Annotated in this window: 21 protein-coding genes, 1 tRNA gene and 1 pseudogene; 8 read left to right on the forward strand and 15 right to left on the reverse strand. The window is 66.5% G+C overall.

The genetic code is table 11. The features are described from left to right. The 3 genes from AB0H50_RS10930 to AB0H50_RS10940 form a co-directional block, all read right to left on the reverse strand. On the reverse strand, positions 1-1,128 hold the full coding sequence (locus AB0H50_RS10930; protein ID WP_357449653.1) for a metallophosphoesterase: 1,128 nt from the start codon (positions 1,126-1,128) through the stop codon (positions 1-3). A 77-nt stretch (positions 1,129-1,205) separates the two neighbouring features. Continuing rightward, positions 1,206-2,447: a tryptophan synthase subunit beta gene (gene trpB, locus AB0H50_RS10935; RefSeq protein ID WP_357449655.1), complete on the reverse strand. Its 1,242-nt coding sequence runs from the start codon at positions 2,445-2,447 to the stop codon at positions 1,206-1,208. A 151-nt stretch (positions 2,448-2,598) separates the two neighbouring features. Continuing rightward, entirely contained in the window at positions 2,599-3,162 is a 564-nt protein-coding gene (locus AB0H50_RS10940) for a putative immunity protein (RefSeq protein WP_357449658.1), read from the reverse strand. A 176-nt stretch (positions 3,163-3,338) separates the two neighbouring features. Here AB0H50_RS10940 and AB0H50_RS10945 point away from each other — a divergent pair, with 176 nt between their 5' ends. Beyond that, positions 3,339-4,037, forward strand: a complete 699-nt coding sequence (locus AB0H50_RS10945; protein ID WP_357449661.1) for a ubiquinone/menaquinone biosynthesis methyltransferase — start codon at positions 3,339-3,341, stop codon at positions 4,035-4,037. Between the two features lie 245 nt (positions 4,038-4,282). On the opposite strand, the gene AB0H50_RS10950 is transcribed toward AB0H50_RS10945, so the two are convergent. Both AB0H50_RS10950 and AB0H50_RS10955 read right to left on the reverse strand, forming a co-directional pair. After that, on the reverse strand, positions 4,283-5,089 hold the full coding sequence (locus AB0H50_RS10950) for a GDSL-type esterase/lipase family protein (RefSeq protein ID WP_357449664.1): 807 nt from the start codon (positions 5,087-5,089) through the stop codon (positions 4,283-4,285). 33 nt (positions 5,090-5,122) lie between these two features. Next, on the reverse strand, positions 5,123-5,803 hold the full coding sequence (locus AB0H50_RS10955; protein ID WP_357449667.1) for a hypothetical protein: 681 nt from the start codon (positions 5,801-5,803) through the stop codon (positions 5,123-5,125). A 67-nt stretch (positions 5,804-5,870) separates the two neighbouring features. Here AB0H50_RS10955 and AB0H50_RS10960 point away from each other — a divergent pair, with 67 nt between their 5' ends. The 3 genes from AB0H50_RS10960 (at position 5,871) to AB0H50_RS10970 (ending at position 8,011) form a co-directional block, all read left to right on the forward strand. After that, a complete protein-coding gene (locus tag AB0H50_RS10960; RefSeq protein WP_357449670.1) occupies positions 5,871-6,371 on the forward strand; it encodes a MarR family winged helix-turn-helix transcriptional regulator in 501 nt (166 codons plus the stop codon). A gap of 407 nt (positions 6,372-6,778) precedes the next feature. Further along, on the forward strand, positions 6,779-7,084 hold the full coding sequence (locus tag AB0H50_RS10965; RefSeq protein WP_357449673.1) for a hypothetical protein: 306 nt from the start codon (positions 6,779-6,781) through the stop codon (positions 7,082-7,084). A gap of 267 nt (positions 7,085-7,351) precedes the next feature. Continuing rightward, positions 7,352-8,011, forward strand: a complete 660-nt coding sequence (locus AB0H50_RS10970; RefSeq protein WP_357449676.1) for a maleylpyruvate isomerase N-terminal domain-containing protein — start codon at positions 7,352-7,354, stop codon at positions 8,009-8,011. Between the two features lie 78 nt (positions 8,012-8,089). Here AB0H50_RS10970 and AB0H50_RS10975 read toward each other — a convergent pair whose 3' ends face one another. After that, a complete protein-coding gene (locus AB0H50_RS10975; protein ID WP_357449679.1) occupies positions 8,090-9,655 on the reverse strand; it encodes an alpha/beta hydrolase in 1,566 nt (521 codons plus the stop codon). Between the two features lie 442 nt (positions 9,656-10,097). Here AB0H50_RS10975 and AB0H50_RS10980 point away from each other — a divergent pair, with 442 nt between their 5' ends. Next, entirely contained in the window at positions 10,098-10,634 is a 537-nt protein-coding gene (locus AB0H50_RS10980; RefSeq protein ID WP_357449682.1) for an SMI1/KNR4 family protein, read from the forward strand. A gap of 162 nt (positions 10,635-10,796) precedes the next feature. On the opposite strand, the gene AB0H50_RS10985 is transcribed toward AB0H50_RS10980, so the two are convergent. Then, on the reverse strand, positions 10,797-11,117 hold the full coding sequence (locus AB0H50_RS10985) for a hypothetical protein (RefSeq protein ID WP_357449685.1): 321 nt from the start codon (positions 11,115-11,117) through the stop codon (positions 10,797-10,799). Between the two features lie 484 nt (positions 11,118-11,601). Next, complete coding sequence (locus tag AB0H50_RS10990; RefSeq protein WP_357449688.1) at positions 11,602-12,504, reverse strand: NAD(P)-dependent alcohol dehydrogenase; 903 nt, start codon at positions 12,502-12,504, stop codon at positions 11,602-11,604. Between the two features lie 729 nt (positions 12,505-13,233). Here AB0H50_RS10990 and AB0H50_RS10995 point away from each other — a divergent pair. Beyond that, positions 13,234-13,307, forward strand: a tRNA-Pro gene (locus tag AB0H50_RS10995). Positions 13,308-13,350: 43 nt separating this feature from the next. Here AB0H50_RS10995 and AB0H50_RS11000 read toward each other — a convergent pair. The 5 genes from AB0H50_RS11000 to AB0H50_RS11020 form a co-directional block, all read right to left on the reverse strand. Then, positions 13,351-13,968: a site-specific integrase gene (locus tag AB0H50_RS11000; RefSeq protein WP_357449691.1), complete on the reverse strand. Its 618-nt coding sequence runs from the start codon at positions 13,966-13,968 to the stop codon at positions 13,351-13,353. 151 nt (positions 13,969-14,119) lie between these two features. Beyond that, positions 14,120-14,263: a hypothetical protein gene (locus AB0H50_RS11005; RefSeq protein ID WP_357449693.1), complete on the reverse strand. Its 144-nt coding sequence runs from the start codon at positions 14,261-14,263 to the stop codon at positions 14,120-14,122. Beyond that, the gene (locus AB0H50_RS11010; RefSeq protein ID WP_357449696.1) at positions 14,260-14,619 is read right to left on the reverse strand and encodes a hypothetical protein; all 360 of its coding nucleotides are present in this window, start codon (positions 14,617-14,619) and stop codon (positions 14,260-14,262) included. The genes AB0H50_RS11005 and AB0H50_RS11010 overlap by 4 nt, the downstream gene beginning before the upstream one ends. 67 nt (positions 14,620-14,686) lie before the next feature. Then, positions 14,687-14,842, reverse strand: coding sequence for a hypothetical protein (locus tag AB0H50_RS11015; RefSeq protein ID WP_357449699.1), 156 nt, complete (start codon positions 14,840-14,842; stop codon positions 14,687-14,689). Further along, positions 14,842-14,967, reverse strand: coding sequence for a hypothetical protein (locus AB0H50_RS11020; protein WP_357449701.1), 126 nt, complete (start codon positions 14,965-14,967; stop codon positions 14,842-14,844). Before AB0H50_RS11020 ends, AB0H50_RS11015 begins: the two co-directional genes overlap by 1 nt. Before the next feature lie 98 nt (positions 14,968-15,065). Between AB0H50_RS11020 and AB0H50_RS11025 the strand changes: the two are divergent. Further along, positions 15,066-15,257: pseudogene (locus AB0H50_RS11025) on the forward strand (beta-ketoacyl-ACP synthase); the annotation flags it as partial. A gap of 644 nt (positions 15,258-15,901) precedes the next feature. Further along, a complete protein-coding gene (locus AB0H50_RS11030) occupies positions 15,902-17,764 on the forward strand; it encodes a cellulase family glycosylhydrolase (RefSeq protein WP_357449704.1) in 1,863 nt (620 codons plus the stop codon). 1,048 nt (positions 17,765-18,812) lie between these two features. On the opposite strand, the gene AB0H50_RS11035 is transcribed toward AB0H50_RS11030, so the two are convergent. Further along, a complete protein-coding gene (locus tag AB0H50_RS11035) occupies positions 18,813-19,388 on the reverse strand; it encodes a LysR substrate-binding domain-containing protein (RefSeq protein WP_357449707.1) in 576 nt (191 codons plus the stop codon). After that, positions 19,327-19,710, reverse strand: coding sequence for a LysR family transcriptional regulator (locus tag AB0H50_RS11040; RefSeq protein WP_357449710.1), 384 nt, complete (start codon positions 19,708-19,710; stop codon positions 19,327-19,329). Before AB0H50_RS11040 ends, AB0H50_RS11035 begins: the two co-directional genes overlap by 62 nt.

Consider the following 19,710-nt stretch of genomic DNA (forward strand, 5'->3'; position numbering starts at 1 on the left):
CTACTGGGAACGCAGCACCAGCACCGTGATTTCGCTCGGCGCGAAGACCCGCAGTTGCGGCCCCCAGAAGCCGGTTCCCCGGCTGGTGTAGAGCTGGGTGTCGCCGTGGCGGCTCAGTCCCGCGACGACGGGCTGGTCGAGCCGGACGAGATAGTGGAAGGGCCAGATCTGGCCGCCGTGGGTGTGGCCGGAGATCTGTAGCGCGACACCGGCGGCCGCGGCGTCGGTGATCTGTTTGGGCTGGTGGGCGAGCAGGACGACCGGCGCTTTCGGGTCTGCACCCGCGAGCGCGGCAGGAAGGTCCGGGCCATGACCGGTCAAGCCGACGCCCGTCGGGTCATCGATGCCCGCGATCACCAGGTGATCGTCCCCGCGGCGCACCGTCACGTGCTGGTTGTGCAGCGGTTGCCAGCCGAGCGAACTCATGTGGTCGATCCAGCCTTGCGCGTCGCCGAAGTACTCGTGGTTGCCGGTGATGTAGAACCGGCCGAGCTCGGCCTCGACCTTGCCGAGCGGATCGACCTGCGCGCGACGCTTCGCCACCGAGCCGTCCGCGAGATCACCAGCGTGACAGGCGATATCGGGACGTTGCGCGTTGACCACGTCGACCACGCGCTCCGACCAGCGCAATCGGTCGAGCGCGGCGAAATGGGTGTCGGTGACGACCACCAGACGCAGGCCGTCCAGCGCCGGACCGAGCCCGGGGATGGACACCTCCACGGTGCGAACCCGCGGCACCCGCCGCGCTTCGACCACACCCAACACCACGAGCGCGACAGCGGCGGCGAATACACCCGCGGCGACGATTCGGGAGCGGGCCGGATCGTCGACACCGGCGACCGCAAGTCCGAGGCCGGCGAGGTTGCCGAACACCGACCAGCTGAACACCACCCACGTCACGCCGAGCAGCGTGTCGCCGACGATCGAGGCGGCATCCGACTGCGCGGGTCCGTGGCCGAGATACATCGATGCGGGCAGGCAGCAGAACGCCAGCGCGAACAGCGCCGAACCGAGCCAGAACAGCGAACCGGTTCCCTGGGTCGGCGCGGCCACCAACGTCCACCACGGCAGCAAGATCAGCAGGGCAGGAATCGCCAGGAACAGGACCGGGCGGAGTACATACTTCAAGAGGGCTCGTCCTCGTGCGCGGGTGTAGCGCGCGGTCCCTCACCCGGCGCCATGAACACCCCCGACGATAGCAGCGGTTATGCCAGGCCGAGGCGGTCGGCGGCGACGGCGAGATCCTTGTCACCGCGACCCGACAGGCACAGCACGACGACGGAGTCCTCGGAAACCTCTCCGCAGTCGGCCATGTCCAGCAAATGTCCTACGGCGTGGGCGGATTCGAGCGCGGCGAGGATGCCCTCGGTGTGACTGAGCGCCTGCATCCCGCGCAGTGCGGCGGCGTCGGTGGCCGCGCGATAGCTCACCCGGCCAGTGTCCTTCAGATGGCTGAGTTCGGGGCCGACACCCGGATAGTCGAGTCCGGCCGCGATGCTGTGGGTCCGCGCGATCTGGCCGTCCTCGTCCTGCAGCAGGTAACTGTAGGAGCCGTCGATCTCACCCGGGCTGCCCATGCTCAGCGTTGCCGCGTGCGCGCCGGTGTCGACGCCGAGCCCGGCCGCTTCGACGCCGATCAGCCGCACCTGGAGATCGTCGGTGAACGGGTGGAAAACACCGATGGCGTTGCTGCCGCCGCCCACGCAGGCGAGAACGTAATCGGGCAGTCTGCCTTCGGCGCGCGTGATCTGATGTCTGGTCTCGGCGCCGATCACCGTCTGGAAATCGCGCACGATCCGCGGGTACGGCGCGGGACCGGCCGCGGTGCCGAACAAGTAGTGGGTGGTGTCCAGGTTCGCCACCCAGTCGCGGACCGACTCGCTGATGGCATCCTTGAGCCGGCGCGATCCGCTGTCGACCGGTCGCACCTCGGCGCCCAGCAGACGCATCCGGACCACGTTCGACGCTTGGCGCCGCATGTCGTCGGTGCCCATGTAGACCGCGCAGGTCAGGCCGAGCATCGCGGATACCGTCGCGACGGCCACGCCGTGCTGGCCCGCGCCGGTCTCGGCGACGATCCTTCGCTTGCCCATCCGCCGCGCCAGCAGCGCCTGCCCGAGCGCGTTGTTGATTTTGTGAGCTCCGGTGTGGGCCATGTCCTCGCGCTTGAGATAGACCCGCACGCCGGGCACGCCCAGCAACTCGGCGAACCGCCGCGCCTGATGCAGCAGCGTTGGCCGGCCGACGCGATCGCGCAGCAATTTCCGGTACTCCGCCTCGAAACCCGAATCGGCTTGCGCCAGAAGGTAGGCCGCTTCGAGATCCAGCAGCGCGGCCATCAGTCCCTCCGGTACGAATCTGCCACCGAAAACGCCGAACCGTCCACGCTCGTCGGGAAGCATTTCGTGACGGAACCCGCTCGCCGCCACGTCGTGATCAATCCTCATCTACACCAACGCTTTCGCCGACCCGGATCCGACGGCTCAGTCTGTTCCGCGCGCACTAGCGCTCGGCAACAAGCGAGTTAACAGACTCGATCTTTCGGATGGCAAGGTCTTCTGCGTGAGGGTGCTCGCGGTGGCTTGGGGCGGCCGTCGGTCAACGATCGATCGCGTGCTGGCGCAACGACGCGTCCAGTTTCCGCCATAGCTCTCCCGCACGGCCGCGACCGCTGGGGGCTGGTGGGTAACGCGTCAGGACGTTCACGACGATCGGGCTGGCCAAACCAGTTGCCTTCTTTATATATTCGTCGCCCACGTTACGGTCGTCGCCTGCATCGAGTTCGAGTGCGCGAGCCGCGTGGGCGGCCGACATGAGGATGTGACCGCCCTGGGTCGCCTTCGCCAGCGGGTGCAAGTACGCGGCTCCTCCCGCGTGACCGGCGGCGCGCGCCGCGTCGGCTGCGGCTTCGTAACGCATCTCCGCGGCTGCCCGTGCGGCCCTGTGCGCATCCAGCGCGGTCATCCGAAGCGCCTTCGTCCGCTTGCCTCCGGCGGCGAACCTGCGCGCCTCGTCGAGCACGGCCCTGGGGCGCAGGTCATCCGGGCAGTCGCGCTCGAAGATCGCCAGAACAGGCTCCGCGCAAGCCACGGCATAGCCCGTGACCTCGCGTATCTCGTCCATGCTGAGCTCGATTGTCTGATCCTCGTCAGCGGTGTTCATGGTGTTGACAGTATCGTTGAACGATCGGTTGGAAGTCCGTGGCAATACTTGTCGGCCGAATCCATTCGCCTGCGACGAGTAGTTCGGCGCGGCAAGGCAATCCAGGCGACGGTGCGGTTCGGGGTCTCGGCTACGTTGGAAGGTCGAAACACGAGTCCGTCACAAGTGGAGGCCGAGTGACCATCGACAAGGGCAAACGCGCCGAAGTGCACGGGATCTTCGAGAGGGTCGCCGGCTACTACGACCGGATGAATTTCCTCATGACGCTCGGCCGGCACGCACGATGGTGCCGGGAAGTGGCCGCGCGCGTCGCGCCACCCGCGGGTGGGCAACTGTTGGACATCGCCACCGGGACCGGTGTGATCGCGTTGGAGGCGGCGCGGCGATACCCTGCCGTGACCGTGACGGGCGTCGACTTCTCGGAGGAGATGCTGACTCGTGCACGGGCGAAACCCGGTGCGCAGGCGGTCCGCTGGCAGCTCGCGGACGCGGCCCATCTGCCGTTCGACGACGAGTCTTTCGACGGGATCACCGAGGGCTATCTTCTCAGGAACGTCGAAGACCTGGACGGAGTGCTTCGCGAACAACACCGGATCCTCGTGCCCGGCGGCCGGATCGTCATTCTCGAAACGTGCCCGCCGAGCGGGTGGGTGAAGCCGGTGGTGGAGTGGGGAATGCGCATCATTGTTCCGCTGCTCGGCCAGGTGGTGGCTCGCGACCGCTCGTCCTACAGCTATCTCGAATCCAGCACCCTCGCTTTCGCCTCACCGGAACAAGTCGCCGACGTTCTCCGTGGGCTCGGCTTCCAGGACATCGGGTGGGAGAAGAAGTTCTTCGGCACGAACGTCATCCTGTGGGCCACCAAGTCGCGCTGACGGGCGAATCGCAGCCTGGACGGTCAACGGCCCGAGCGTTCGGCTCACCGACCTCGTCACTTCGGCTTCAGAGGAGCGTGTCTCCGGGCGCCACGGCGATGGCGGCGCGGTAGACCGTGGTCGCGAGATGGTGTGCAACCGAACTGGTGGCCCTGCGGCGGTCAGGGGTTGCGACTCCCTGATCGGGGCTCGCGCGACCCACCTGCTCGTCGTTCTTCGGCGGTGGGTCGCGCTCGGGGTCTTCCTCAGCTCAGCCGGGACAGCTCGGCCACCGCGACCCGCGCCACCGCGACCTGCCCGGCCAAGGTGAGATGGACGCCGTCCGGTTCGAACAAGCGTCGATCCGGTGTCGGCCGGGTGGCGGGGATGGTGTCGATCACCACCTCGGGCCGCTCCAGTAGGGCGGCCGCGGTCGCGGCGTGATCCGCTGCGCGCCAACTGATTCCGGCTGCCAGGAAGGGAGGAAATTCGGCGAGCAGCTTCTCGTCCATGTCGGTCGGGGTGAGCCACACCCACCGCGCTTGGGGCGCCCGTCCGCGCAAGAGGTCGAAGTTTCGCACGGTCTCCTCTGCACTGACCACTCGCTCCCCGTCTCGCCCCAGCCGCTGTGCGTCGTTGGCGCCCAGCTGGCACAGCACCCAGTCCGGCTGCAGGAAGGCGAGTGAGCCTTTGAGGACCTGCGTCGTCGTGGCGCCGGCGAGTGCGAGATTCGTCAAGGTGATGTCGTCATCCGGCCGGTGCAGTTGCAGCATGTGTCGCAGGATTTCGAACCACGACAGCCGGTCTGCCGTGCTGCTTTCCCCGAGCGCGACCACCCGTGTCCCCGGCGCGAACGGCAGTCGCTCGACCTGTGCGGCGATCTCCGGTTCGGTGAGCAGCTCCGCCGCGGCGGCCCGCGCCTGCTTGTCCAGATCGTCACGGAGCGAACGGTATTCGTCGGGTTCCAAACCGAAAAGGGCGGCGATGTGCGCCTCGTCGATGCCGTTCAGATACGGCAGCGACAGCTCGGGCTTCTGGAAGCGAACCAATTTGCTGATGAGTTCGGTGGTCATGACAGCTCCTGAATTGTCTTCGGGTGGAGGGATCTACGAACGTGGCATCCGGAATGCGGCGACGACCAGCCACGTCATGCCAGTGAACCGGGCGATGGGCAGCACGACCGCGGCGGCGGTGAAGGTCAGGGCTACGGTGGTCAGCAGGGCCAAGCCCGCGATGCCGAAGCCGATCCGAATCGCCCACGGCCCGAGCAGCTTTCCGGATTGCGCGGCCAGCGCGATGCCCGCCACCAGTAGCCCGGAGGTCATCACATTGGCGGGGCCGCCGAGCAGAAAAGCGAGGGTGTGCAGGGCGCGCACGACGCCCGGGTCCGCGGTGACCTCCGGGACGGTCAGTACCCAGCTGACCACGCCGGAGCAAAGCAGGAACGCCACCGCGAGGGCGCCACCGACAGCCGCGAGCGAAGCGCCGAACCCATCGGCGTAGCGCCGCAGCCGAGTGACGGCGGCCGCCACGAACACGGCCAGCGGGATCGCGCTCGCGTACTGGAGAATTGCGCCGGTGCGCACGGCGGCGGACTGATCGCGGAAGTAGGCGAGCGCGTCGCCCGCATCGGTGAAGGGTGACGGAAAGGGGTCGCCACCGGCGCGAACCGTGCTGACTACGAGGCCGGCGACGAACAGTCCGACAGCCGCGGCGGCCAGCGAGCCGAGCGGTGGGTCGAAGGGACGGGCGAGATTGTCCACCGGAGATGTGGGTGCGAGAGCCATGGTTATCCGTTCTCATAAGTGAATCGTTCTTGGCTGTGAACTATTGCGCGCTGTGTACGATAGCCGTGTGGCCGATGCCGAGCAAGACGATTCGCGACCGACGCGGTCGTCCCGCCCCATGCGCGCGGCGTCGTTCATGCTCGCCCAGCTCGGCGCGCACGCTGCCCAGCGTTTCGGCGAGCGGATCGCCGAAATCGGCCTCACCCCACCGGAAGTCGGCCTTCTTCGGATGATTGCGGCCGAACCTGGACGCAGTCAGCGCACCCTGGCCGCCGAATTGGGTGTGGTGCCGAGCCGGGTGGTGGCATTGATCGATCCGCTCGACCGCAAAGGGCTGATCGAACGTCGACGAAGCGAGACGGATCGGCGCAACCACGAACTGCACCTGACCGCCGAAGGCGGCAAGGTGCTCGGGCAGCTCGCCCGCATCGCCCTCGCCCACGAACACGACATGTTCACCGGGTTGACCGACGACGAATACGAGCAACTGGCGACGACTCTGGACAAGCTGATCAAGGCAAGGGAGCTGAGCCCGGGCGTGCATCCGGGATACCGCACGTTGGGGTAGCCGCCAGCGAGTGCCGCCGCCGCGATCCGAACTCGAACCTGGCCACCGGATTTCGATCGAAGTCCTCCGTGCACGAACGGAGACAGCCGAAGCCATCGCGCGGAATCCGTATGAAGGAAGGCCACATATGACGCCTGAGATGACGGAAAGGGTCCGCAAGGACGCCGCACTGCTTCGCGAAGGACTCACTCGTGTAGGAACCGCAGCTCTCGAGGTCGCTCGCCCGACGGAATGAATGGTCGAGCAGAACCGCACGAAGCAGGGCAAACGGCCGGGCAGGTCGTGAAGCCGGCGTGGTGGGTGAATCGGGGCACCGATATTCGATGTGTGAGTTGCTGTCGTCGGTGCTATCGTTCCGGCGCGGCCGAACCGATCGGTACGGCTGGAGCTGCATGAGGGGGGTTCCCATGTTCAATTGGTATGTAGGTCTACTCGCGGTCAGTGGTGTCGTCATGATCGCGATGGCCATGGTCGAGAACGGGCAGAGCAGGGCTTCGCGCCTGATCAACGGCATTCTGGGGCCCATCTACTTGGGCTATGCCGTCTACCTGGCCTTCATCTTCGAGGGCGGCTCGTACCTGATCTTCTTTCAAGCGTTCATCGTGCCGGTGCTGCTGGCGGTGGACTTCTTCCGGAACCGAAAGCCGCGCCAGAAACTGACCGAGACTCAGAAGGCATGGCGCGAGCATCAGCGTTCCGAGCAGAGCAGGTAAGGCACGTACGCGATCGTCGCGTTACGGCGATGGGGCAGGCTGCGCTCGCACTTCGCCCATCGACTCACTCGAGCCGAAATCGACTGCCTCGCAGGATAGTTGAGCAAGCTGCTCGCGGAACCTCGCGCGGCCGACCCGCTGCCCGCCCGCGTTCACCGCGGCGAGCAGGACCGGGACGGAATGAACAAGGAGTTCGCATCGTGCACCTGACCCTCGCGATCACAGCCGCACTCGTGGTCCTGACCCGGCGACGCTGCGACCGGGCCGATGGCTGAGGTCGTCCGCGCCTTCGACGAGGAGAGCACGGCCTGGGCGCGGGTCCTGGCCGCGCTCACCCCAGCCGAGTTCGGGCGGCCCACCCCGTGCCCACCGTGGACCGTAGCCGAGTTGATCGCACACGTGACCGCTGCTATCGCCCGCGTTCCCGACGGCTTGGCCGCTCCCTCGCCTCCGCGCGCGGATCTCGACGCCACCGGGTACTACCACCCGCGCATCTTCGACGCGACCGCCAATGCCGAACGCGTGACCGCAGCCCAGCGCGCCGCAGCGGCCCAACCGGATCCGGCCGCACTGGTCGCCGCTTTCGACCGCCAATGCCGCCGCACCCTGGATGTCGTCGCGCACCAACCACCCGGTCGGCTGGTCGTCACTCGCTGGGGTGACGGCATGGCTCTCCACGAATTCCTGCTCACCCGCGTGGTGGAACTGGTCCTGCACGGACTGGACCTGGCCGCCGCGCTGGACCGCCCTATCTGGAGCACTCCAACGGCCGCGGCACTCGTCACTGGTTTCCTCGGCGTGGACACCGCTGCGACTCGGCTTGGTTGGGATCAGCCGACTGCGCTGGCCAAAGGGAGCGGACGGGCGCCACTCACCCCGGATGAGGAGGCCGAGCTCGCCCGAATTCCCCTGCGCCCTTTCGGCTAGAACTCAGCCCTACGTTCGCCACCGACAGGCTGCCAGGCGGAGAAGCAGCCGATTACCGGGACGTCCCATCCGCACCGATCAGTCGAACGGCGACTTGTCGATAGCGCAGCCGGTGCCTTCCGGTGGTAGTAGCCCGGTGAACAGATACTCCCGTTTGGTCCGCTCCGCGCAGGTGCTCGGCACGTACATGCTGCTGTGGCCCGCGCCTTCGATCACCACCACCCGGGCGTCGGCCAGCTGGGCGGCCCCCGCGTAGGCGCCGGGCAACGGGGTCGCGGGGTCGAATCTACTGTTGAGCACCAGGATTGGCGCGGCGGTGCGGCGGTTCCACGGCCCGGTGTACCGGTCGGCATCGTGGCCTCGCCAGAACGCGCAGGTGGCGTTGCCGAAGACGGCGACCCGACCGAAATACGGCACCCGCAGATCTTCCGATACCGCTGCGCGACTGTAGACGCTGGTGTCGGTCGGGACGACACTGTCGGCGCACTGAATCGCGTGATACGCCTCGGTGCGGTTGGCCAAGTAGGACGCGCCGCGCGCGACCGGCAGCAGTCCTGGGGGAGTGGTGCCCGCGTCGAACAGCTTCTGCAGCAGCACCGCCAGGTCCGGGTAGGTGGACGACTGCGAAAGACTGGCTGCGGCATTGATGATCGCCGCATAGGTCCACGCCTGACCATCCACCTTGATGGGTGCCAGTCGAGCACGCTCCGCGAGGACCGTCCACTTGAGCCTCGGATCGCCGGAGGAGAACGCGCAGCGCGGCCCGGCCGCCGAACACTGCTGCAGAAATGCTTCGAAGGTGGCGGCGATGCCGTCGGCGACCTGCTGCCTGGTGTCCAGCGGAACCGTGGCGCCCTGGCCGTCGTGGCCGTTGACGTTGCCCTCGAAGTCCATCGAGCCGTCGAAGACCATCGCACGCACCCGGCTGGGGAACATGTTCGCGTAGATCGCGCCGAGCTGTGTGCCGTAGGAAATGCCGTGGTAGGTGAGCTTCGGATCCCCGACGGCGCGGCGCAACAGTTCCAGATCCCGCGCGGTGTTGGCAGTCGAGGCGTGGTTCAGGATCGGACCGGCCTGCTGCTCGCAGCGGTCTGCGAATTCCTTGGACCGGTCGTAGAACGGACCCTCTTGGCCTGCGACGGTGGGCATCTCGGGCATCGAGCCGAGGAATGCTTGTTGCTCGTCCGCCGTCGGAAAACAGCGGGCCGCCGCACTGCGTGCCACCGATCGGGTGTCCCACGAGACAACATCGAACCGCGACCGCAGCTCATCGGAGAACAGCCACGGCCACCGAGCCCGTTCCCGCAGACGATCCACCCCGGACGGGCCGGGACCGCCGAAGTTGACGAACAGGGTGCCGATGCGCTGACTCGGATCGGCGGCGGGCAGTTTGATCACCGCCAACTCGATCTGGTCACCGTGCGGCCGGTTGTAGTCCAGCGGCACCTTCGCGGACGCGCACTGGAAGCCGTCCTGGCAGTCGGACCACTGCATCGCCGGGGTGTCCGCCGCCTCGGCCAGGCGATCGAGGTAGGAGTCGCCACCGTCCTCCGCTGCGGCAGGCGCCGGGGCGCCGATCACACCGGCCCCGATCGCGAGCACCAGTGCGACGCGCCGGATCCGGTGAGATCTGTTGGGTCCCAAGCGCAGATCCAATCGAGGGCCTCTCTGTGCACGATCAACGAACCGGGCGATCTTGTCATACGCCAGGCGGCGAGTGCCACAAACAGAGAGACTCGGCACACCGTACGACATGGAGGAAGAGTGCAAAGTGATTGCTCAGCAGTCACTTTCACGCCAGCTATGGCCAGACCGCCTGTGCGCGGTTGAAATCGGTCGCGACGACAAGCACCGTCGGCTCCGGGTCCGACCGAGGGCAGTCATGACGGTGCGACCCGGGCCGATCTTCGTTACTCGCGCGGCGGTACTCGCGTGGCTGCGGAGAGCGCGCTGTGCAGGATTGCCGCGCCTGCCGCCCCAGTCCGGTGGCGACCGCCGGAAGGTAGGCAGCGGCTCGCTCCAAGACGCACGGACCGGTCGTGAGGTCGATGCCAGCCGACGATGGCTGTACCCGATGATATGGGGCATGACCGACTACACGGTGTTGCTGGCCCGGATTTCGGCCCGGGCCCGCGACGAGGGTGGCCCGCTGCTCGCGCCCATCACCGTAACGGAATTGGTAGCAGCGGAATCTCTGCTCGGCTTCGCCCTCCATCCCCTTCTCGCAGACGTATACCGGCAGGTCGCGGACGGCGGTTTCGGCCCCGATTACCAGCTGCTCCGGCTGCTCGACGGTGACGCTGAAACCGTGGTCTCGGCCTATCTCACCAACCGGGCCACCGGTGCGGGTACCGAGTGGGCCTGGCCGGAAGGCGTGGTGCCCATCCTCACGTGGGGCTGCGGCATGTACGCGTGCGTCGACTGCCGCAGCGATGAGGGCACGGTGCTGTTGTTCGAGCCCAACCCGGGCGATCCAGACGCTGCTTGGTTCATCGATACGCCGAGCCTGGCGCAATGGTTGGAGCACTATCTCGACGACACCGGCTGGTGGGTCGCAGCAGAGGAAGGTGAAGACGTCGACGATATGCCACTGTGGCCGCACACCAGAGAGCGCGCCGACTGACCACACCCCCACACGGACACCAGACGGCATCGTGGCCTGAAAGGCCGGTGTTCGGGTTACTTCGTCAAGCTCCGAAGTCCGCAGCTACGCGATGGAAATCATCAGCGATCCGCAGCAAAGGCCACCTTCCAAGCGTGGAAGGTGGCCTTCGTCGTCGCCGGATCAGCTGCTGCCGAACGAGCCGGTGGGCGGCAGCGCCTGCCGGAAGATGCGGGGCCCTGGACCTGGGAAGTCGTGATCCGGCCCGCGGAACTCCACTCGCGGGCCGTCGGGGCCCGGCCTGCCGGGGAACCCGTCGGGTCCCGGATGCGGACGGCTGACATCGCCGCCCTCGAGCACGACGCCCTCGGACACCTCCTGAACCTGAACGCCGTCAGCCGCAGGCGTTTCCGCACTGGCCGTCGCTGCCACCGCCGCCAGCGGAAGCGTCACCATCGCGCCCGCCACGGCGACCCGGATGGCTCCTCGGCGCATGTTCGTCATGGAAAACACTCGGAATTCCCTTCTCTCGGAGCGTGAGTCGCGGTGACTCACGACCACCATCGAAGGCCGCGGCCCTGTGACCGGGGTGCGACGATTCTGGTAGTCGGCTGTGAACGGCGAGCGTTCCTGTGAATCCGCGGCCGATGTTGCGGGGCAACAGGTCCCATGCAGCCGGTGCGAGAGAACAGGGTTCGTGTCACCGAGCAGAAGTCACCCCGATCGCCCACATCGGGCACCGGAATACCTGAAACGAACCGGTAGCGGGCTGCCAGCTCAACGGGCAGGGCAGCGGCGGTCACCGTGACGAACTGCCGAGGATGAGCCGACCGAAGTCTTCCGTCGGTTCGAATCCGGCCTTGGCCGACAGCGGCGAGCCGTACCGCATCCACCGCGGCTACGGAAGCGGCGACCAGCAACTGCGCGGCACTCTGGCCGTTGGTCGAAGTCGCCGACGAACGGTTTGCTGCCCAGTCGACGTCGACCGTCAGACTGTGATGACGACCTTCGCGCGGGCGTGTTCGGTTTCCAGGTAACGGATGGCGGTACCGGCCTGGCTCAGCGGGTAGGTGCGGTCGATCACCGGGGTGAGTTTTCCGGATTCGGCGAGCTCGGCGAGCGCGGTCAGATTCGCCTGCGACGGTTCTGCTTGCAGGACGTCCACCCAACGCGCGAAGCGCGCACGCACCATACCCGCGATCATCAGCGCCATCGGGCCGACGATCGAACCACCGCGATACACCCCGCCACCGGAGAGGACGAGTTTTCCGGCCGGCGCCAGCACCCTCCGCAGGCCGGCCATCGAATGATTGCCGACAAGATCGAAGATCAAGTCGTAATGTGCTGTGCCGCAGGTGAAGTCGTCAACGGTATAGTCGATGACATGGTCCGCGCCGAGCGTGCGCACCAGCTCGATATTCCGGGTGCTGCACACGCCGGTCACCTCCGCGCCGAAGGCCTTCGCGATCTGCACGGCGAAGGTGCCAACACCGCCGGACGCACCGTTGATCAGCACTCGCTGTCCTGCCTGTAACTGCCCGAGATCCCGCAATCCCATGAGCGCTGTGTTGCCCGCCAACGGAATCGCGGCCGCCTGCTCGAAGGTGAAGCCGGCGGGTTTTCGCGCCACCACATGCTCCGCAGCGGTCACATACTCGGCGAAAGCACCATCGGCCTCACCGAACACCTCGTCATCGACCACGAGCCCCTTGACATTTCGCCCAACGGCGACGACTCGCCCGGCGAAATCGCGGCCGCGGATCCTCACCCGAGGCCCGCGCCACCCCATCATCGGCCTCGCCAGATACGGATCCCCCCGCATCACGTGCCAGTCCATCGCATTGACAGCAGCCGCATGTACCCGGATCAGCGCCTCGTCGTCGCCGGGCACAGGCGTGTCGACCTCCCCGAATACGAGCGCCTCCGTTGATCCGTACCGCTCCTGCGTGATCGCCTTCATCGGGTTCTCCATTCGTACTACCCCTCGATGCCGAAACGATAGGTCGCCATCCGACCGGCAAACATCCGGGAACACGCTGAGGGAAACCCGATTTCGGCCGTTACCCGCACCGGCGTGCTCGGCCGTGCCGTGGTGGCATGGTTTGGACTGCAGAGCCGTCGACGAAGTCCGATCCAGTCTCACCGCGCCCCCCGGTCGCCAACAGGGCGACCGCAACCGCCCGCGGGCGTCTAGACCGGACTACCGGACTTGCGTCGACGAGATCGACATCACCCGCCTCGCGGTGCGATGCTGACCTGCGCGGGGCGGGTCCGGCAGGTCGGTAACTACGGTCACGCGTGCTGCGGATGGGCGGCGGCCATGATGCTGTGCAGCTGGATGTTCTCGACGAGGATGGCCTCGCAGAGTTGGTGTTCTGAGGTCCATCCGTGGGCATAGCGGAATTGCTCGGCCTGGGCCCCAGGTCTCCAGAGACGGCCCGCGGCTCACCGATCCTGTCGTAGCTGCTCCACGACACGGCGGGACCGCCATACCCACAGGCCCCACCAGCAACATCTGACTCGACCTCCCCTGTCATTCCGCCACCCTATCTGACCAGCCGATTAGCTCTCCCGACATACACTGTTGTAATCTCTTCAAGCGCCCCAAGAGGGCGCACCACGGGCTGTGGCGCAGTTTGGTAGCGCACTTGACTGGGGGTCAAGTGGTCGCAGGTTCAAATCCTGTCAGCCCGACAGACAGAAAACCCCTCCGACCTGGGTCGGAGGGGTTTTCTGCTTATCGGATCGCCCGGAGACTTGGGGCCAATTTGGGGCCGGATGCGCCGCGGAGGTGCTGGGAGAGCTTCTCACCGTCGTCGCGCAGGCCGTCCACGTCCGGGTGGAGGTACCGCTGCGTGATCCGCGGATCGGTGTGGCCGGCGATGCGCTGCAACCGGTGCAGCGGTACCCCGGAGTCGGCGAACCAGGTCAGTCCGGTGTGCCGGAGGTCGTGACGCCGTAGGTGCTCGTAGCCCAGCTCGGTCACGACCTCGTCCCAGTGCATCGCGTCCCGCAGTACGCCGGTAGCGATGCGTCCGCCGCGGGGTCCAACGAACAACCGCGCGGCCAGCCACGCCGACCGCCGTTCGTCGTCGGTGGTGTCTCGTAGGCGAGGGTCCGAATCCAGCCGGGCGTGGGCGGCATTCACGCGCCGCAGGATCAGCGGCCGGATTTCCTCGATCAGCGGAACGGTCCGCGCCCGCTTGCCTTTGGTGCCCTTGTCTTTGAGTCCGCCGGGGCCGGGCGCGGTCTGGCGCCGCAACGTCCACACCCAACCATCGGTGTCGATATCGCCTACGCGGCAACCGGATACCTCGCCGATGCGGGTCGCCGTGCACGCGGCGAACACAACCACATCACCCCAACCCTGATACTCACCTGCGACGCGGCGACCAATGCGGCCGAAAGGCGTTGCAGCGTTGCCCAGTCCGGCAGAGCCAATGCCCGCGGGTCATCGAGCTCGTCCTCGTACTTGTCGAACTGGCTCTGCCACTTGACGACTTTCACTACGTTGGCGGGATGACCTCATCGCGCACCGCCTGATCGAGCACCCGCGCCAGCGCGGCCAAGGTGTTCTTGATCGTGGAAACGCCGTGCCCATCCTCGATCCACCTCGTAACGGCCCGATCCGCGAGACCGTTGGTGATCATCGTGACCGGCAGGTGCCCGAGAGTCGGCACGATGCGGCGCCGCCAGCCGCCCGATACGGATCGAGTGTCTTGGGCTCGACACCACGCATCGCGGTATCCCAGTGCGCTTCTCCGTACTCCTTCAGTGTCGCCGTCGCCGTCTTCGGGGCGACGCCGCGGGCCGCCGCGCGCTCGATGCGCTCGAGCCACTCGAGGGCTTCTTCCTCGGAGTCGAACGACTCGGACTTCGAGTCTCGCCGCTTGGTGGTGGGGTCGGTCCACCGGACTCGCGCCCGGTGACGACCGCCTTTGCCGCGTTGCTCGACGTAGCCGCGAACTTCTACGCCGAGCGGCACGGGGTTGATGGGCGCGCTCATCACGCCGCCGTCGGGTCGATGCGGTGACGCTGGAGGTAGGCGATCACGTCGGCGCCGCTGTAGCGGGTCACGCGTCGGACAGCTGCACGAACGGCGGCCCCTGCGGCGGGCTCGCCGTCCGCCAGCGGCGCAGACTCGACGCGTCCACCCGGAGCAGGGCGGCAACTTCGTCGGTGGTGTACCACCCCGCTTCGCGCAGATCACGAACCTGCTCGTCGTTCATCACAGCGCCTCTCTTCCGCTTACGCCCTCATCCTCGTAGCGCCATTCGATACGAGTGACGATGGTGTCGGGCTGGCATCCGCGATGGCTCGCGCAGAAGAACGCGATGAACTCCGCGGTGTCCATCTCGGGGAAGCCTTCGGCGGCAAGGTCGCACCCGAATCGAGGAGATGCTCGAAACCAGCCATCACAGCATCACCCAGTACCGGCTGCTCGCCACCGGAGAGGTAGTGCTGACCGTGCTCAGCCTGCGAAACGAGGTCATCCCGCCGACACTGAACCTGGACAACCAGGACCCCCAGGTCGACCTCGACATCGTCACCGGCCAACCCCGACACGGACGCATCGACTACGCGATCGACGACTCGTTCGGCTTCGGCGGACACAACGTCGCACTCGCCTTCGGCCGGTACTGAATCGGGCCGACCGCAACTCGGCCGACAGCGCCACCGAACAGTGCGAAATCAGCGCCATATATCGCTGCAGGTCACAGTGCGGGGATGTCGAGATCGTGTGTCCGCGTGGCCGTGTCGCGGAGTGTAGGAGAAAGGGTCGACAAGAATTGTTGGACACCAATCCTTTTCGACACGTTTATCGACACATGCCCGGTCCGGGCGACCTGGGCTTCTGTCGTTGTTCGGAGTCGTGTTCAGCGATGTTCGGAGCGGTCTTCGGTAGCGCTAGCAGCTTGGGCAGTGTGTAGCGCTGAAGGGGCCGAGCAAAGGCATGTTCACGCCGAATGGGTTCCCGCATTCTGTGCTGGTCGAGCCGTTCGCGGGTTCCGGCATTTCATTGGGGATCCCGTTGAGCTGACCGTGCGGGTGCACCCGTGATTGACAATCAGTTCTGGTAGATCGCTGATGAATTGCTGTTTCACAGCAGTTCGCTTGGACGCTAACGTTCCTCGCTGTGCAAGGGCGGTTCCGCCGATCCGTGCACGCCTCACACTCGCTGGTGGGGCGATTTCGGATACATGGTGTCACCGGGCGATTCAGGTTGAGCCCCCGATTGCCCGGTGATACCGGTCTCGACTTCGTCCCGCCCAATCGATTGGTTTCCGATGAAGATGAGGGTCTTCGCGACCGTCGCGCTCATAGTCGGGGTGCTCGTCACTCCGGCAACCACCTTCCACGCGCCCTCCGCGGCCGCTGATCCCGGTGGCTTGCACGGCCCGCTCAGTACCCGCGGGCGCTACATCGTCGATGCCGACGGGAATCGGGTCAAGCTGAAATCCGGGAATTGGCACGGCTCGAGCGGCACCTGGGAGGGCAACGGTGACGACGAGGATCCCGCGAACAATTTCGCCCAGGAGATCGGGCACCGGGCACCGCTGGGCTTGGACCGGGTCCGGATGGACAAACTCGTCGGCGACTTCAAAGCGTTGGGGCTCAACAGCATTCGGCTGCCGTTCTCGAATGAGATGATCACCGACAACCGGGCGGTGACCGGGCTGACGGCCAATCCGGAACTGAACGGGTTGCGTCCGATCGAGGTGTTCGATCGTGCGGTCAAAGCGCTCACCGATGCCGGTCTCGGCGTGATCCTCAACAACCACACCACCTCCACCCGCTGGTGCTGCGCCGTGGACGGTAACGAGCGCTGGAATTCGGGTCAGAGCTGGGACGAGTGGATCGAGGACTGGGAGTTCATGGCGGCCCGCTACAAGGGCAACTCCGGAGTGATCGGCGCGGACCTGCGCAACGAGGTGCGCCGCGACACCTGGGACAACCCCAACTGGGGTCAGGGCGACAGCAATGACTGGTACGACGCCGCGCAGGAGGCGGGCGACGCCATCCTGAGCGCCGCCAACCCCGATCTGCTCATCATGATCGAGGGCCTCAACTGGATGGGCATCCCCACCGATCTGACCTGGCACGAACGGCCCATGCTGGAACCGTTGAAACGGCTCTCCGAAACCCTGGTGCATTCCCACAAGGTCGTCTACGCCGCCCACTTCTACGGCTACATCGGCCCGAACCACACCGGAGCCAGCGGCTGGGGCGAGACGCACAACCCCCGCTTCCGCGACATGTCACGCAGCGATCTGTTCCAGTCCATGAACGACCTCGCCGCCTACGTGGCCACCACACCCGACCGGCATTTCACCGCGCCGGTGTGGATCAGCGAGTTCGGCATCGGCAAGGACGCCGAAGCGGCCGACAAGGCATGGTTCGCCAACATGGTCGACTTCCTCATCGAGAAAGACCTGGATTTCGCCTATTGGCCGATCGTCGGTTTCCAGAAGCAGGACCAGGGAAACCAGTGGGGCCTGCTGCGCTATGACACCGACGGCAGCATGCGCAGCGTCACCGACGCCGACGACTGGCGCGGCGCGCACGTGCGCCGGCTGCTGGCCGCCAACGGACAGCAAGGGCAGATCGCCCCGGTCCGAACCTGGTCCATGCTCAACGGAATTCACGAGGACGACAATCGCTCGCTGCGCGCCGCCGCCGATTGGGACAGCGGCGCCCACAAGCTGGTGTGCCCCGACGATCAGCGACTGATCGGGATCAGTGCGCGAGGTCAGGGCGGCCTGTGCACCGACGCCACCCAGGGAGACCTGTGGAAGCCGGGAACCACGGCGGTCAAGGTGTCCGAGGAGAAGGTCAGCACCGACTGGGCTTCCGGCTTCACCAAATACCAGTGCGCGGACGGCCAATTCATGATCGGCTACAGCCTCCGCGGCGACGGCATGTCCGCGATCCTGTGCGCTCCCGGCAGCATCGCCTTGGCGGGAGCGGGCCGCACCCTCTGGGATGATCGCGGCGATTCCCGTCCGGCCTCCGGCGAAGGCGGCGACTACGCCGAGGGCTACTACAAGGCCCAATGCAACGCCGACGAATACGCCGCCGGTATCGCCTTCTCGTGGGCCAACTCTCGGCACGGGCACCCCGACGCCCTGTACTGCCGCAAACTCGGCTGAGTCCGGTACCCCCAAGAACTCGGCCGGCCCGGCGCGCAGGATCGGCCAAGGCTATGGTGCCCGTGGCGCATCACACGCCACCGGCACCGCGGCAGATATCCGCGCTCGAATCCGGACCGCACGTTTCCGCACGCCGCCACGGGACCCGCGTGTTCGAAGTCGGCGCCGCTGGCATTGTGTTGTCGGCAAACGTTCTCGGGCTCGAGTGGTCAGTGCATCATCGCGTGGATGATCATGGTGCGCGGAGGGCGTGGTGCGGGATTACGGGTTGTCGAGTGTGCAGCAAGATGAGGTGTGGCGGCAGTGGCGGGCGGGTGAGCCGTTCAGTGGGATCGCGCGGTCGACGGGGGTGCCGGTGCATCATGTACGGCGGTGGCGCGAAAGGTTGTGGGACGGTCGTCGACGATTTCGACGGTCGCTCGCGGGCAGCGGAGACTGTGTCGTTCGCCGTGGATGGCGTCGGTTACGAGATTGAACCTGCACTCATGCATGCCTTCGAGGACGAACACGGCGTGCCGGTGCTGCACGCCTGGGGGCTGACCGAGACCTCCCCGCTCGGCTCCGTGGCGCGTCCGTCGGCCGCGGTCACCGCGGCGCTGGGAATACCGGTACGCGCAGGGACGCTTCCCCGCCTCCGTGGAAGCGCGCCTGATCGCGGAGGACGAACCGTTGGCACCGCCCAGCTCAGAGTTAGGTAGTCCTCTAGGTATTTCGACGGTGTCGGCCAGATGGGGGACATGGGAGCGTAGTCAGAAGTAGACAACTACGTCTACTGTCTTTCCGCCACCGACAACGGCGTCGGCATGGCCGCCAAAGACGTCGGTCAGCAGGCGGGCACATAGGTACTCCACGTATCTATCGCAGCCCTTGAAGCCCATGGAAAGGGAGATCGGAGTGCCAGAGTTGGGAGGTCATAGACGAACCTCGGTAGGCGATAATGGGCATCGCCTACTCAGACCGTGTATTGCGTGATTGTGATTCGTTTTCGGCGTGTCGGAACCGGTTGTGCCGCACGATGTTCCACTCGCGACCGACGAGATCCCAGGAGTTACCCAGTACCGCCGCGTGTGACGACCTCGGCGGTGTGCTCGACGAACGCCCGCGCGGCGGGGGCAGCAACCCCGCCGTCGCGCCAGAGAATGCCGAGTTGCTCCCGGGGCAACCCGTCGACCTCGACGCCCACGACCTGGTCGTGGCCGCGCAGCGCGGATTCCGGGACCATGGCCATGCCCAACCCCTTTCCGGCAAGCGCGGCCAGGACGTCCGGCTCGCTCGCCGCGAAGGCGACATGGGCCCGCACACCAGCACGGGCCAGCACATGGTCGAGCTGCCTTCGAACCCCGGACCCCTCTGGCGGCGCGATCAGCGAGCGTTCACTCAGTGCGGTTAGTGGCAGCCGTCGGTGGCGCGCGAGCGGATTCCCAGGCGGCAGTGCCGCGACAATGCGTTCGCTGTGCAGCTCCCGCGTGCGCATGCTGGCCACCGGTTCGTCGGTCAGGCTGGTGAACGCAATGTCTAGGCCGCCGTCGTACACGCGGCGAGCGAGGGTGGCCGCGGTGTCCTCAACCAGCGAGATGACTACGTCGGGTTGCCTTCGGTGAAAGGAGGCGAGGAGCTCCGGCAAAGTCGATGCTGTGCGGCGAGATCGAGGTGATGGTGCCGACAGCGAGGTGGCCGGTCAGTCGTCCCGATAGCGCATCGATGGACGCACGCCCCGCCGCGACGGCGTCCATCACCTGCACCGCGTGCGGCAGGAGCGCCGCGCCCGCACCCGTCAACGTCACCCCGCGCGGTTTGCGAGCAAAGAGTCGCTGCCCGAGCTCGCGTTCCAACGACTTGATTTGAGTGCTGATACCCGACTGGGCGACGTGGACGAGCTGTGCCGCGCGCGTGAAGTTCCCCTCCTCGGCGACCGCGAGGAAATAGTGCAGTTGGCGTAGATACAT

Origin of the sequence: Nocardia sp. NPDC050793 (genome assembly GCF_040654065.1) — a bacterium.
In the GTDB taxonomy this organism is placed as follows: Bacteria; Actinomycetota; Actinomycetes; order Mycobacteriales; family Mycobacteriaceae; genus Nocardia.